The organism is Haloterrigena turkmenica DSM 5511 (assembly GCF_000025325.1).
GTDB lineage: Archaea > Halobacteriota > Halobacteria > Halobacteriales > Natrialbaceae > Haloterrigena > Haloterrigena turkmenica.
In genome coordinates, this window is the sequence record NC_013743.1 from 1,899,650 (window position 1) to 1,913,098 (window position 13,449).

Annotated in this window: 13 protein-coding genes; 6 read left to right on the forward strand and 7 right to left on the reverse strand. The window is 66.6% G+C overall.

Annotated elements, in window-relative coordinates; all coding sequences use genetic code 11:
- Positions 1-56 precede the first annotated feature (56 nt).
- Entirely contained in the window at positions 57-1,553 is a 1,497-nt protein-coding gene (gene cysS / locus HTUR_RS08965) for a cysteine--tRNA ligase (protein WP_012943001.1), read from the forward strand.
- Positions 1,554-1,668: 115 nt separating this feature from the next.
- The gene (locus HTUR_RS08970; protein ID WP_012943002.1) at positions 1,669-2,370 is read left to right on the forward strand and encodes a DUF6517 family protein; all 702 of its coding nucleotides are present in this window, start codon (positions 1,669-1,671) and stop codon (positions 2,368-2,370) included.
- A 104-nt stretch (positions 2,371-2,474) separates the two neighbouring features.
- On the opposite strand, the gene HTUR_RS08975 is transcribed toward HTUR_RS08970, so the two are convergent.
- The 4 genes from HTUR_RS08975 to HTUR_RS08990 all read right to left on the reverse strand — a co-directional run bounded on the left by HTUR_RS08975 (position 2,475) and on the right by HTUR_RS08990 (position 5,353).
- Entirely contained in the window at positions 2,475-3,563 is a 1,089-nt protein-coding gene (locus HTUR_RS08975) for a presenilin family intramembrane aspartyl protease PSH (protein WP_012943003.1), read from the reverse strand.
- 88 nt (positions 3,564-3,651) lie between these two features.
- Positions 3,652-3,912, reverse strand: a complete 261-nt coding sequence (locus tag HTUR_RS08980) for an H/ACA ribonucleoprotein complex subunit GAR1 (RefSeq protein ID WP_012943004.1) — start codon at positions 3,910-3,912, stop codon at positions 3,652-3,654.
- A 1-nt stretch (position 3,913) separates the two neighbouring features.
- Entirely contained in the window at positions 3,914-4,195 is a 282-nt protein-coding gene (srp19, locus tag HTUR_RS08985) for a signal recognition particle subunit SRP19 (protein WP_012943005.1), read from the reverse strand.
- 75 nt (positions 4,196-4,270) lie between these two features.
- The gene (locus HTUR_RS08990) at positions 4,271-5,353 is read right to left on the reverse strand and encodes a PGF-CTERM-anchored ABC transporter substrate-binding protein (protein ID WP_012943006.1); all 1,083 of its coding nucleotides are present in this window, start codon (positions 5,351-5,353) and stop codon (positions 4,271-4,273) included.
- A 59-nt stretch (positions 5,354-5,412) separates the two neighbouring features.
- Here HTUR_RS08990 and btuC point away from each other — a divergent pair, with 59 nt between their 5' ends.
- The gene (btuC, locus tag HTUR_RS08995; RefSeq protein ID WP_012943007.1) at positions 5,413-6,543 is read left to right on the forward strand and encodes a vitamin B12 ABC transporter permease BtuC; all 1,131 of its coding nucleotides are present in this window, start codon (positions 5,413-5,415) and stop codon (positions 6,541-6,543) included.
- Positions 6,540-8,012 (forward strand): heme ABC transporter ATP-binding protein, encoded by a 1,473-nt coding sequence (locus tag HTUR_RS09000; protein ID WP_012943008.1) that lies wholly within the window; start codon positions 6,540-6,542, stop codon positions 8,010-8,012. The genes btuC and HTUR_RS09000 overlap by 4 nt, the downstream gene beginning before the upstream one ends.
- Positions 8,013-8,048: 36 nt before the next feature.
- On the opposite strand, the gene HTUR_RS09005 is transcribed toward HTUR_RS09000, so the two are convergent.
- Positions 8,049-9,164 (reverse strand): acyltransferase, encoded by a 1,116-nt coding sequence (locus HTUR_RS09005; protein WP_012943009.1) that lies wholly within the window; start codon positions 9,162-9,164, stop codon positions 8,049-8,051.
- Positions 9,165-9,628: 464 nt separating this feature from the next.
- Here HTUR_RS09005 and HTUR_RS09010 point away from each other — a divergent pair, with 464 nt between their 5' ends.
- Positions 9,629-10,180: a plastocyanin/azurin family copper-binding protein gene (locus HTUR_RS09010; RefSeq protein ID WP_012943010.1), complete on the forward strand. Its 552-nt coding sequence runs from the start codon at positions 9,629-9,631 to the stop codon at positions 10,178-10,180.
- Positions 10,181-10,274: 94 nt separating this feature from the next.
- Here the strand turns inward: HTUR_RS09010 and HTUR_RS27335 are convergent, their stop codons facing one another.
- The gene (locus HTUR_RS27335; RefSeq protein WP_012943011.1) at positions 10,275-10,421 is read right to left on the reverse strand and encodes a hypothetical protein; all 147 of its coding nucleotides are present in this window, start codon (positions 10,419-10,421) and stop codon (positions 10,275-10,277) included.
- 63 nt (positions 10,422-10,484) lie between these two features.
- On the reverse strand, positions 10,485-11,297 hold the full coding sequence (locus tag HTUR_RS09015) for a hypothetical protein (protein ID WP_012943012.1): 813 nt from the start codon (positions 11,295-11,297) through the stop codon (positions 10,485-10,487).
- A 235-nt stretch (positions 11,298-11,532) separates the two neighbouring features.
- On the opposite strand from HTUR_RS09015, the gene gatE reads away from it, so the two are divergent.
- Positions 11,533-13,401 carry a Glu-tRNA(Gln) amidotransferase subunit GatE gene (gatE, locus tag HTUR_RS09020; protein ID WP_012943013.1) on the forward strand — a complete coding sequence of 623 codons (1,869 nt, stop codon included), beginning with the start codon at positions 11,533-11,535 and terminating at the stop codon, positions 13,399-13,401.
- Positions 13,402-13,449 lie beyond the last annotated feature (48 nt).

The following is a 13,449-nucleotide window of genomic DNA, read 5'->3' on the forward strand; positions in this document are numbered from 1 at the left end:
TCACGCTCCCGAAGGAGGTCAAACGCTTTAACTACCGGCCGCGGGAAGTGTCGCTAATGACCCTGCACGTGACGAACACGTTGACGGGCGAGAAGGAGCCGTTCGAGCCACGGGATCCCGAGAGCGTCCTGCTGTACTACTGTGGCCTGACGGTCTCCGACCCGCCCCACCTGGGCCACGCGCGGTCGTGGGTCCACGTCGACGTCATGCACCGCTGGCTCGAGTACATAGGCTACGACGTGCGTCACGTCGAGAACTTCACCGACATCAACGAGAAGATCGTCGCCCGTGTCGGCGAGGACGACCTGGGCGAGGACGAACTCCACGTCGCCGAGACCTACATCGAACGCACCCTCGCGGACATGCGCTCGCTGAACCTCCTGCGGGCCGAGGTCTACCCCCGCGTCTCCGAGCACGTCCCCGAGATCATCGACCTCGTCGAGACCTTGGTCGAAGAGGGCTACGCCTACGAGTCCAACGGCTCGGTCTACTTCGACGTGACGAGCTTCGAGGAGTACGGCAAGCTCTCGAACCAGGAACTCGACGAGATCGAGTCCCAGGGCGACCCGGACGAGCGCTCGGAGAAGCGCCACCCTGCGGACTTCGCGCTCTGGAAGGCCGGCGGCGTCGACGAGAGCGCGATCGAGGAACACCGCCACGAGGGCGCGGCGCCGGCCGAGGAGGCCTGCGAGACGTCCCAGACGTGGGAGTCGCCGTGGGGCGAGGGCCGACCCGGCTGGCACATCGAGTGCTCGGCGATGAGCATGACCCACTTAGACGAGACCTTGGACATCCACGTCGGAGGACGGGACCTCGTCTTCCCCCACCACGAGAACGAGGTCGCCCAGTCCGAGGCCGCCACGGGCCAGGCGTTCGCGAACTACTGGCTCCACTGCGAACTGTTCCAGATGGACGACGAGAAGATGTCCTCGAGTCTGGGCAACTTCGTGACCGTCGACGACGCGGTCGACCAGTGGGGGACGAACGTCCTGCGGACGTTCCTGACCGCGGGCTCGTACAACAGCAAACAGCTCTACTCCGACGAGACGATCGCCGAGGCCGAAGAACGCTGGGATCGCCTCGAGCGCGCCTACGAGGCCGCAGTCGAGGCGGTCGACTCCCCCGATGCGCGAACGAAAGTCGAGGACGCGTCGTTCCGCGACGAGATCGAGACCGCCCGGGAGTCGTTCGTCGCGGCGATGAACGACGACTTCAACACGCGCGAGGCCCAGTCCGCGCTGCTGTCGGTCGCGACGGCGATCAATGCTCACCTCGAGGACCGCGCGGAGTACGATTACCGCGGGCTTCGGGACGCCGTCGACGTCCTCGAGGAGCTCGGCGCCGTGCTCGGCCTCTCCTTCGCCGGCGAGACGACCGGGACGGCCGACCTCGCGGGCGACGTCGTCGACCTCGTCCTCGAGGTCCGCGAGCGCGAACGCGAGGCGGGCAACTACGAGCGCGCCGACGACCTGCGCGACGAACTGCAGGCGCTGGGAATCGAGGTCCAGGACACCGACGACGGCGCGACCTATCGGCTGCCCTCCGGCGAGTAGCGGTCGGCCGACGGTCCGCGAACCGTCGATTCCGACGCCGGCGTCCGTCTCTCCGTTCCACGACGTGACGAAGACCACGAAATTTATACTTCAGAATACGGTCGACCAGAATAGTATGAATCGACGACGTTTCCTCGCCGCGGCTGCAGCCGGTGCCGTCGGCGCATCGGCGGGCTGTCTCAGCGATCTCATCGACGACGCCACGACGTTCGAGGCGTCGCCGATCCGCGTCAGCGAGGACGCGGCCGGCGAGGCCGGCTACGAGTACAAGGGAACCGAAGAGCTCGTCGAAGAGCGGGAGTTCGCCGGCGAGTCGGTCGAAGTCACGAACTACATCACCGAGTACACGCGGACCATCGACTTCCCGCTGGACGCGCTCGGCGACGACCCGGAGGCCGGCGTCTTCGCGCTCGTCTCGACGCCGCAGGTCTCCGTCGCCGGCGAGGAGTTCAACCCCGTCGGGGAGATGTCCAAGGCCGAGCTCGTCGAATACCTGCAGGGACAGTACGAGGGCCTCGAGGTCGGCGATAACGTCGGCGGCCGGGCCATCACCAAAGACGAGATCGACGGCCTCGACGCGGCGGTGCGGTTCGACACGTGGGAGGGGACGGCGACGCTGCAGGGCGAAACCGAGGTCGACGTCTACGTCGACGTCGCCCGGGCCGAACACGGCGGCGACCACGTGGTCGTCGTCGCCGTCTATCCCGACGACGAGAACGTCCCGATGGAGTCCGAACAGGACCGCGCCGATACCATGACCGCCGGAATCCAGCACGGCGACGACGTGGACGTCGATCTCAAGGACAGCGACGAGTAACTCGAGCGGACCCCGATCGTACTCGGTCCGAGCCGGTGTAATTCAGCGCGATTCGTTTTCCCGCAGACTAGCATTCTCGAGGCCGGAGCGGCCGCCAGCCGCGATCAGAGGCCGAGCGCCGTCGCCAGCGAGAGCCCGCTCGCGAGCGCGCCGATCAGGTAGCCGGCGATCGCACCGCCGTTGAGCAGCGGCAGTCCCGCGTGGGGTCGCCCCTTGAGAACCATGTGCATGAGAACGAGTAGGCCGGCGATCGTTCCGAGCAGCGCGCCCAGCGCCGGGACGTTCAACGTGATCACGGGGACGTCGATCGTCCCGACCTCGAGGAAGTACGCCGCGCTCGCGACGAGGACGGTCGGGATGACGGCGTCGCCGAGTCCGATGAAGAGTGCGTCGCGCTCGAGAGCGCCGTCCCCGTCGGCCGCCGGGTCGGCGTCGGTCTCGTCCGCCGCCGACGCGTCGTCGGGACGCGACCCGCCGTCGGTGCTCGAGGCGGTGGCTGGACTCGAATCGCCGGCGCCGCTCGAATCGCCGGTGTCGCTTCCAGCGTCGGCCTCTTCGTGGCCGTCGACGACGCCCTCGGTGCTCTCGGGGTCGAGGTAGGAAAACGAGAGCGTCGTCGGGACGACGAGGACGACGGGGATCTTGAGGGCCATCACGCCCTCCGCGAGGTCGAGCATGTGCTCGGTGCCGTAGACGCTGATCGCGTCGTAGACCGCGAGGACGGAGAGCAACAGCAGTGCGGGAAGGAGCCCGAAGCTGATGCCGAACAGCGCGGCCGCACCGGCGCCCATCACGACGCCCGTGATGTCGATGACGTACCACTCGGGATACAGCAGGAGGGCGCCGCCGACGGCCACGGCGGCGGCCGCGGCGACGGCGTTAACCGAGCCCACCGTGATGACGGACGGGACGAGTTCGGCGAAGACGTACCACGAGATCATTACGCTGACGCCGATGATCATGGCCTTGATGAGCCACTCGACGTCGTACTTGATGGTGACGAGCATGAGCGCGGTCGCGACGAGAATGATGCCGAAGTAGACGAGACTGTTGGTCGGATCGTCGGGATTCTCGACGGACTGGTGGCCACCCTCGTAGAAGGGCTGGACCAGCGCCAGCGCGCCGAGTTGGACGCTCAAAAAGAGCGCGACCGTCAGTCCGACGGCGAGGAGGACTCGCGTCCGATCGTTCATAGCCCGCGGTTCGCACCCGCCTCCTATGGGTGTTTTCCTCTCCCCTCGAGTCGGTTCGAAGAATCGCCGACGCGAGGCTGAGACGACGCTACCGCGCGTACAGCGTCGATCCGACCAGCGATGGCAGATGGACGTCGTCGTCCGGCGTCACCGCGAGATACGGGCGGTCGACCGGGCCGAAGACGTCGACGACGCGACCGACCGACTCGAGCGAGTCGTCGAGGACCGACGTCCCGATCTCGTCGCGGAACCGGTCGCCGGAGTCGCCGTTCGATCCGTCGTCGGTGTCCTCCGCCCGCAGGACGGCCAGTCCCTGTGCGGTGCGGACGACGGAGCCGATCCGACGCACGTCAGTCCCGCATCGCGACGACGTACGCCGCGACGGCCTGAACGAGGTCGTTTTTCGTCGAGTCGTCGGCGCCGCGGACGACGACGCGACCGCGATCGGCCCAGTGCTCTCGAGAGTAGGCCTTGTCTCGCTCGATCGTGGCGTCGTAGCCGATCTGCTGAACGGCTTTCGCGATTTCGTCGACCGTCGGTTCGTCGACCGCGAGGTCCTGGGAGACGCGCCGCCCCTCCGAGCGGGTGCGGTTCGCGTCGAGATAGGCGGGCCAGATGACGTTTTCGACCATACGCTCATCTCGGCGGTCCGACGGGTAAATGCTTTTCAAAACGGGGCGCCGGGGACGGCGATTGCGGTTCGGCGGCTATCGACGGCGCGCGAGGGCGCCGACGGCGGCGAGCGCCGCGGCGACAGCGACGGGTGCCCCGAAGCCGGGGATCGTCTCCTCGCTCTCCTCACCGTCGGCGCTCGTCTCGTCCTCCTCTTCCGCTTCTGCCGCCTGTTCTTCGGCGGCCTGTGCGAGGCTCTCGACGATCTCGACGATCATCGGTCCGGGCTGGCTCATGAAGTTGTCGTTGACCGCGACGGTGTTCCCGTTCTGATAGGCCGCCGTCGACTCGACGGCGTCGGGAACGGGCGGTTCGTCCTGGTAGTCCGGGTAGACGATCAGATCCGGATCCGCGTCGACGACCGACTCGGGGTCGATCTCGCCCCAACCCTCGACGCCGGCCTCCTCGGCGATGTTCTCGAGTCCGGCGGCCTCCAGCACGTCGTGGTTGAACGTTCCCGGGCCGGCCGTGGTTCCGTCGTCGCCCATCGCGTAGTACGCGGTCGGCGCCTCGTCGACGTCCGGCTCGATAGCGTCGAGGCGCTCCTTCATGTCCTCGATCGTGTCGTTCGCACCCTCGCACTCGCCCGCGAGCTGTCCGGTCACGGCGACGTTGTCGTAGACGTCGTCGATCGACGTCGCCTGGTCGACGACGTAGACGGTCAGGCCCGCTTCGTCGCGGAGCTGCTCGATCAGCCCCTCCTGGTACAGCGCCGTGTTGGCCGCGATCACCACGTCCGGCTCGAGGTCGATTACCTGCTCGGAATCGACGCTCGACCCGTCGTCTTGGCTGATATCGGTCGCGTGGTCTTCGACTTCGAGATAGTCCGTGTACTGGCTGATCGGCATCCCGACGACCTTCGCTTCGGCGCCGATCGCGTAGGTCGTCTGGGCGTCGCTCGGCTGTAACGCGACGATCTCTTCGGGCGGTTCGTCTATCGTGACCGTTTCGCCGGTCGCATCAGTGAGCTCGAGCGGGTACTCGCACTCCAGGTCAGCGTCCTGTTGTGCCGACGCACCGTCGGTGCCGACGGCGGCGCCGCTTCCGGCAGCTACGGCCGGAGCGAACGCTGCAGTAGCAACGAGCAGCACGACGAAAACGGATAATACAGTTCGCATACCTCGAGTTCTAGGGGTACTTCAACAAATATTTGCCTAAACCAACCGTGGTTGGATCCATGTACCAGCGAGGCCGCGTCGTCGCGTGGTCGACCGGCTTGATCGCGCTACTGGCGGCCGTCGTCGTCGCCAGCGCCGCGCTCGGCTCGGTCCGGATCGAGCCGGCGACGGTCGCGATGGCCGTCCTCAACGCGATCGCCGTTCCCGTCGGCCTCACGGTCGAGAGCGCGACGATCCCGGGAATCGGCGTCGGGGTTCCGGTCCCCGGCCTCGAGTACGCGCCGCTCTTCTCGTTCGACGTGCAGTCCTCCCACCAGATCATCGTCGAAGACATTCGGCTGCCTCGAATCGCCCTCGCGGCGACGGTCGGGTTTTCCCTGGCGGCCGCGGGAACGGTGATGCAGGGCTTTTTCAGAAATCCGCTGGCCGATCCGTCGATTATCGGCGTCTCGTCGGGGGCCGCGGCGGGCGCGGTCGCGGCGATCGCGTTCCCGGCGCTGGTCCCGTTCGGGAGTCTCCATCTCTCGGCGTTCGTCGGCGCGCTGGGAACGGCGTTTCTCGTCTACGCGATCGCGACCGAGGGCGGCCGGACGCCGGTCGCGACGCTCCTGTTGGCCGGCGTCGCCGTCCAGGCGTTTCTCGGCGCGATGATCTCGTACATGCTCGTCCACAGCGGCGACGACCTCCGCCAGGCCGTCATCTGGATGATGGGCCACCTCAGCAACAGCACGTGGGGCGACGTGAAATTCGCGCTCCCGGTGACGGTCGTCGGGGTCACAATTTTGCTGGCCTACGCTCGGGACCTGAACGTCCTCCTGCTGGGCGAGGAGGACGCTCACCACCTCGGCGTCGACGTCGAGCGGACCAAACTCCTCCTGCTCGCGCTCGCGAGTCTCGTTACCGCTGCGGGCGTCGCCGTCGCCGGCGTCATCGGCTTCGTCGGCCTCGTCGTGCCCCACGTCATGCGGCTGCTCGTCGGTCCCGACCACCGGGTTCTGTTGCCCACCAGCGCCCTCGCCGGCGCGTCGTTTCTGGTCGCGACCGATACGATCGCGCGACTCGGGACGCTGCCGCTGCCCGTCGGCCCCGCGATCGACACGCCGATCGTTCCCGTGGGCATTATCACGGCCGCGCTCGGCGCGCCCTTCTTCCTGTTCCTGCTGACCCGTCGGGAGGTGCATTCGGTGTGAGCCTCTTCGGGGACGAGCATCGGACCAGCGATGACGGACGGCGAAACGACAACGACGGGCAGCGAACCGACGACGTCGACAGCGAGTCGCCCCTCGAGCCAGCGTCGATCGCCGTCGAGGACGTCTCGCTTTCGTTCGGCGACCTCTCGGTGCTCGAGGATGTCTCCCTGACCGTCGACCCCGGCGAGTTCGTCGGCTTCGTCGGTCCCAACGGTGCCGGGAAGACGACGCTCCTGCGGGCGATCAGCGGCGCGCTCGAGGTCAATTCGGGAACGGTCACCGTCGACGGCGTCGACGTCCACGACGTCCCTTCGAAGCGCTCGAGTCAGTTGATCTCGGTGGTGCCACAGGACACGACGCTGTCGTTTTCCTTTCCCGTGCGCGACGTCGTCGAGATGGGGCGCCATCCCCACCGCTCGCGGTTCTCGGGGCCGACGCGCGAGGATCGAGCGGCGGTCGAACGGGCCCTCGAGCGCACGCGGACCGTCGAGCTCGCGGACCGACCGATCGACGAGGTCAGCGGGGGCCAGCGCCAGCGCGTCGTACTCGCGCGGGCCATCGCGCAGGCGACGCCGGTCATGCTGCTCGACGAGCCGACGGCCAGCCTCGACGTCAACCACCAGCTCGAGACCCTCGAGCTGGTCCGCGAGCTGGTCGCGGAGGGCCGGACCGTCTGCGCAGCGATCCACGACCTCGAGCTGGCCGCGCGCTACTGCGACCGGCTGGTGATGCTCGCCGACGGCGAGGTCTATCGGAACGGACCGCCGGCAGACGTCCTGACCGGCGAGTCGCTTTCCGACGTCTTCGACGCGACGGCGGCGGTCACGCGGAATCCGATCACGGGGACGGAGACGGTGACGGCGTTCCCGAACGACGCCGGAGTCGAGGTCCGCAGCGAGGACGGAACCGACCGTCGCATTCGCGTCCACGTCCTCGGAACCGGACAGGCCGCCGCGGGCGTCGTCGCTCGACTCGCGACGGCGGGAGAGCGGTTCGACGTTTCCGTCGGCCCCGTCACGAGCGGCGATACGGCGGCCGAAACCGCCCGTTCGCTCGAGATCGATCGGCTCGAGGTGGCGCCGTTCGAGTCGCTCTCGCCGGCCGACCTGACGGCGTTCGAGGACCGCGTTCGGAACGCCGACGCGACGGTCGTGACCGAGAGCGTGGTCGACTCCGATGGCGCGGGGACGCGGCGGCTCCTCGAGTCGGTCGAGACGATGGCCGACGCGGTCGTCATCGCGACGCGGGCGGAAGACGACACGTCTCGAGGGGGACCGACCGCGTCTCCGGAACGGGAGCGAGGGGTCGTGGCGACCCCGGAGACGGTCCTCGAGGCGATCCGGAACGCGCTCGAAAGCGACCGGAACTCGGCGCGCTCGGTCGTCGATTTCGACTCGTCGGAGACCGGCTCGAGTTCGTCGGACGGCGACTCGGGTTCGGGCGTGTCGGCCGAGTCCTCGAACGACTGAACCGGTCGGTGACGCCGACCGCGACGACGCCGACGCCTACTGACGCTGCACGTATTTCCCGATCGATCGAACGCTCGGGAGGTGGGAGCCGCCGATCTCGATCGCACCGACGCGATGTGCCCCGATATAGACGACCAAGGCCCCGAAGAAGGTCGCCGGAGTCAACACGAAGTGCCACAGGAGCGTGGTTTGAATCTCGTATCCCATTCCCTCGAGCACGTCGGCCGTCGTCTCGAGCGCGAACAGAACGGCGGGATGCGCGACGTAAACGCCGACGGCGTACTTCCCCCACGCGGGGAGCGGCGTCCGCGCGCCGAGCGTCGGACGTGACAGGAGAAACAGGAACAGCGAGAGCGTGACCAACGCCGTCGCGATCGTGTAACTCGACGTGTAGACGCCGTGACCCAACGTCTCGTCCGCCAAGACGTATCCCAGAACGTATCGTTCGCCGACGTGGAGCGCGCCGAAGAGGACGGTCGCGCCGAGAAAGAGCGCGCTTCGATCGGAACTCGGTCGCCACTCGCTCGAGTGGAGCGCGTACCCGAGGCTGGTGTAAAAGAATCCGAAGAACAGCGCGTCTCTGATTTCGAACGGAACGTTCGCGAACATCGTGTAACTCGAACCGAGGAGGCCGACGACGTGGAAGCCGAGCGAAATCGGAATCAGGTATCTCGTGGCGCCGAAGACGACGAACGAACAGATGATCGCGAGCGAGAAGAGCAGCGCTGGAAGAAACCAGAGGATCTCACTCACCGAATTGCCGTAGTACAGGAGCGCGAGCGGCGAGACGAACTCGGTCAGTTTGAGTACAGCGGTGCTCGCGATGTCTCGATTCTCGATACCGGCGCGGACGACCGTTCCCGCGAGGAACACCGGCGCAGAGAGCAAGAGCCCGAACACGTAGATCGACGAGATCGTCGCCGCTCGCTTGGCGAAATAGCTGACCGGATCCCGGCGAGCGATCTTGCGGGCGAAAAAGTATCCGGACGTCACGAAAAAGAACGGAACCGCGAATCGCGCCGAGGAATCTATAACGAAGTTGAGAATATTGCCGTACGCGCCGACTCCTCTGAATGGGTCTGTGTGTATTGTGACAATAAACGCCATCGCGACGATGCGCATTGCGTCTATACTGTAGATGCGCTCGGACATTGTCCGGGCAGATTTCGTTCTGATATATTGCTTTTGGGCCTCAATTACGAGATTTTCAGACCAGCAAACAGATGTGGTGGGACGCACCCCACCTATTACCTAACTCACTTGACTGGATTTCGGTGGAAAGCCGCCCCGTTCGATACCGCTGCCGATACTTCCCATTACGTAATCCGATTATGACATAATTTTCTGACGGAAGACCGGGCGACCGTCGAGTCGCAGTCGGACCGAGCGCGATCGCGGAAGATACCGATCGATCCCGCCGCCGACCGAGAGTATCGCTGTCGACCGAGAACACTCGAAACGCGCACGCGCTCGAGCGGAAATCGCGGCCGTTTCGCCGAGCTAGAGATAGTTTACCACAGTTTCGCGCACAAATCGCACGCTAACCGGAAACAGAACGTCGTTTCTCGAGAGACGGGTGCGTGGCTTTTTTTCCGGCCGCCGGATCTCGCGACCCAATGAGGGACCACGATCCGACCCGACGGACGGCGCTGCGGCTCATCGGTGCGACGGCCGCCGCGAGCGGACTGGCGACTGCGGCGACTGCCCAAGAGAACGAGAGTAACGAGAGCGACGCGGACGCTCCCGGGGGCATGGGTGACGACGCCGACCAGAAACCGATCATCCTCGCCGGCCGGAGCGAGTACTGGTACGGCATCGCACCCGAGGAGATCGAAGGCGAGGAGAACCCGACGCTGGACCTCGCGGAGGGGACGGAGTACGAATTGGTCTGGATAAACGTCGACGGCGCCGAACACGAACTGATCATCGAGACCGAGGGCGGCGAGGAACTCGAGGAGTCCGACTCCTCGGAGGAAGCGGGCGAGGCGGTGTCGATGACGTTCGAAGCGAGCGAGGACGCCGCGGAGTACTACTGCGAGTACCATCCCGAGGCGATGCGCGGCGACGTCGAACTGGGCGAGGGGTTCGACTTAGCGTCCCACGAACACGAGGGGCACGGTCACGGAATGGAGGGCAACGAGTCGGCGGCCGAGAACTCGAGCGAGTGATCGAACGGGCGGAGTCGCGGTCGCCACTCGTTCGGCGTGATCTCCCTCGAGTGTCGAGTGCGGGCGTTCCAGCGGGGTCCTCGAGCGACTGCGCTCAGTGCCCGAGGACTCGGAGGATGATGCCGATCACGATCCCCGAGATCCCGACGACGATGCCGACGCCGGGGATGACGGGGATCGGGATGAGACCGATACCGAGGACGATCGCGAGCACGATGACGATCGTGGAGAGTCTGACCATACTCGAGTGAGCGGACAGCGGGGCGTAGCCGTTGGGCTTGCTCGTGCGACGGCAACGCGGCGATCAGCCGACGATCTCCCCCTCGAGACGGAGCGATCGTTCCGTCCGCCTCGCCTCCGGCCCCGCTTCGACGAGCGTCGGCACGTCGACCGGTTCCGAGAAGCGATCCGAATCGGGCTCGACGCGCTCGAGTATCGCGGAGAACACCGATCCGCGACGACCGCCCGCCGAGACGATGCCGCCGTACTTGCGCTCTTCGAACGTCGTTTCGTCGGGGTCGGGGAACTCCTTGCGGATGATTTCAGCGGTTTCCCTGAGATACGTCGCTGCTCGCCGCTGGGAGTAGCGGCTCTCCTCGTAGTAGGTCTCGGCGTAGTCGTCGGGCAGTTCGTCCGACGAGTGCTCCGGTGACTCGTAGCGGATCGACTTCGGCGTGGTGTACCCGCCGGCGAATCGGATGTTCGTCGTGAAGCTGTCGGGGTAGCGGAGGATAAGCGGCGAGAACAGCATGTCCGTCACGGTCGTTCGCTGCTGGATGCGCCAGAGCCCCTCGACGTAGTACGCGGCGAGTTCCCCGAGTCGATCGTCGCGCTCGCCGCGGTGGTGGGCCATGGCGACCTCGCGGTAGTCGTCGCCGACGATCCGGCGGAGCCGCCGCTCGAAGCTCTCGGCGACGCGCTCGAGTTCCGCCTCGTAGGCGTCCAGCAGCGGGACGTCGGGGTCGGCGAGCAGGTCCGCCTTCCGCTCGCGGGCCGCCGCGACGGTCATCATGTTCTCGTGGAACACCCGCTCGGCCTCGAGGTTCGGCAGCGGCGTTCTGACCGCGCGCTGATGGAGAACTCTCGTGTCCCCGTTGAATCGGTCCCGTTGCCCCATGATAGGCAAGCGTACGTCGGAACGCGCTAATGAATGTACCGCTCCCTACTTCGCTCGTTCCGCAGACCCGCTCGTTGAGGAAGGTGCTGCGTCAACTCGAAGAAACACACGAACCCGTGCAGAGGCCTCGAGTCGATCGGCACACGGGAGTCTCCGACGAGGGACGAAACGGGACCACCGTCGGTCCGACCGTAACTGGACGGTTTTTTACCGTTCCGCCTCCGAGTGGCCGTCAATGAGCGAGTACGATTACGACGAGCTCGGACTCGTCGCCGGGCTGGAGATCCACCAGCAACTCGACACGGCGACGAAGCTGTTCTGCCAGTGTCCGACCGAGCTCCGCGAGCCGGAGGAATCGACGCGCAGCTTCACGCGCTACCTCCATCCGACGCGGAGCGAACTGGGCGAGATCGACCAGGCCGCCTTAGAGGAGAGCAAGGTCGACCGCGAGTTCGAGTATCTCGCGTACGACACGACCTGTCTCGTCGAGGAGGACGACGAACCACCCCACGAGTTGGACGCGGAGGCCCTCGAGACGGCCCTCGAGATCGCCCAGCTGATGGACATGAAACCGGTCGATCAGGCCCACGTCATGCGCAAAATCGTCGTCGACGGCTCGAACACGACGGGGTTCCAGCGCTCGACGCTGATCGCCACCGAGGGCGCGATCGAGACCAGCGAGGGCGCGGTTGGAATCGAGGACATGCTGCTCGAGGAAGAGAGCGCCCAGCGCGTCGAAGAGACCGAGGACGGGGTGCGCTACAGCCTCGATCGGCTGGGGATTCCGCTGGTCGAGATCGGCACGAGTCCGGACATCTCGACGCCCGAACAGGCCCTCGAGGCCGCCGAGCGCATCGGAATGCTGCTTCGCTCGACGGGAAAGGTCAAGCGCGGACTCGGGACGATCCGCCAGGACGTCAACGTCTCCATCGAGGAGGGCGCCCGCGTCGAGATCAAGGGCGTCCAGAGTCTCGACGACATCGACGACATCGTCCGCAACGAGGTCGCCCGACAGGCCGAACTCGTCGACATCGCCGAAGAACTCACCGAGCGCGAGGCCTCCGTGGGCGAGGTCCAGGACGTGACGGACGTATTCGAGGACACCGAGAGCGGCGTTATTTCGGGGGCGCTGAACTCGGGCGGCTCCGTCACCGCAGTGCCGCTCTACGGCTTCGACGGCATCGTCGGCCGCGAGATCGCGCCCGACCGCCGTCTGGGAACCGAACTCTCCGATCACGCCAAGCGCCACGGCGCGGGCGGGATCTTCCACACCGACGAGTTGCCCGCCTACGGCGTGACGGAAGACGAGGTCGACAACCTGCGGGACGCGGTTGGTGCCGGTCCCGAGGACGCCGTCGCCATCGTCGCCGCCGACACCGACGTGGCGGAGGCGGCCATCGACGCCGCCGCCGAGCGCGCCGCGACCGCCCTCGAGGGCGTCCCCGAGGAGACCCGCGACGCGAACGACGACGGGACGACCCGCTACCTCCGTCCGCTCCCGGGCGCGGCGCGGATGTATCCCGAGACGGACGTTCCGCCGGTCGAGCCGGATCCGAGCGAGGTGCCCGAGCCCGAACTGCTGACCGAGAAGGTCGAACGCTACCAGGACGAGTACGGCCTCGGCGAGGGGCTGGCCGAGCAGGTCGCCTACGGCGAGTACATGCCGCTGTTCGAGGACGTCGTCGCCGACGGCATCGATCCGACGCTCGCGGCGTCGACGCTCGAGTCGACGCTGACCGAACTTCGGCGGGACGATGTCCCCGTCGAGAACCTCGAGCGGGAGCACCTCGAGGGCGTGTTCGAGATGGCCGAGAGCGGCGACCTCCCCAACGAGGGCGTGCCGGACCTGCTGACCGCGCTGGCCGAGGAGCCGAACCGAACGGCCGAGGAGGCAGCCGAAGAAGCCGGCCTCGGCGGCGCCGACGAGGAAGAGGTCCGCGACGCCGTCGTCGACGTCGTTGAACGTAACGAAGCGCAGGTCGAAGAAGAAGGAATGCAGGCGTTCTCGGGCCTCATGGGCGAGTGCATGGGCGCGCTGCGCGGGAAGGCCGACGGCGACCTCGTGAGCGAACTGCTCCGCGAGGAGATCCAGAAGCGCGCGTAGGAACCACGCCTCGAGTCCGTCTCAATTCGGGTTCCGTACTTCGGCCGG

Bases quoted from the DNA above. Each gene is read 5' to 3' on its own strand.
- cysS (WP_012943001.1), top strand. From the start codon at position 57: ATGACCCTGCACGTGACGAACACGTTGACGGGCGAGAAGGAGCCGTTC.
- HTUR_RS08970 (WP_012943002.1), top strand. From the start codon at position 1,669: ATGAATCGACGACGTTTCCTCGCCGCGGCTGCAGCCGGTGCCGTCGGC.
- HTUR_RS08975 (WP_012943003.1), bottom strand. From the start codon at position 3,563: ATGAACGATCGGACGCGAGTCCTCCTCGCCGTCGGACTGACGGTCGCG.
- srp19 (WP_012943005.1), bottom strand. From the start codon at position 4,195: ATGGTCGAAAACGTCATCTGGCCCGCCTATCTCGACGCGAACCGCACC.
- HTUR_RS08990 (WP_012943006.1), bottom strand. From the start codon at position 5,353: ATGCGAACTGTATTATCCGTTTTCGTCGTGCTGCTCGTTGCTACTGCA.
- btuC (WP_012943007.1), top strand. From the start codon at position 5,413: ATGTACCAGCGAGGCCGCGTCGTCGCGTGGTCGACCGGCTTGATCGCG.
- HTUR_RS09005 (WP_012943009.1), bottom strand. From the start codon at position 9,164: ATGTCCGAGCGCATCTACAGTATAGACGCAATGCGCATCGTCGCGATG.
- HTUR_RS09010 (WP_012943010.1), top strand. From the start codon at position 9,629: ATGAGGGACCACGATCCGACCCGACGGACGGCGCTGCGGCTCATCGGT.
- HTUR_RS27335 (WP_012943011.1), bottom strand. From the start codon at position 10,421: ATGGTCAGACTCTCCACGATCGTCATCGTGCTCGCGATCGTCCTCGGT.
- HTUR_RS09015 (WP_012943012.1), bottom strand. From the start codon at position 11,297: ATGGGGCAACGGGACCGATTCAACGGGGACACGAGAGTTCTCCATCAG.
- gatE (WP_012943013.1), top strand. From the start codon at position 11,533: ATGAGCGAGTACGATTACGACGAGCTCGGACTCGTCGCCGGGCTGGAG.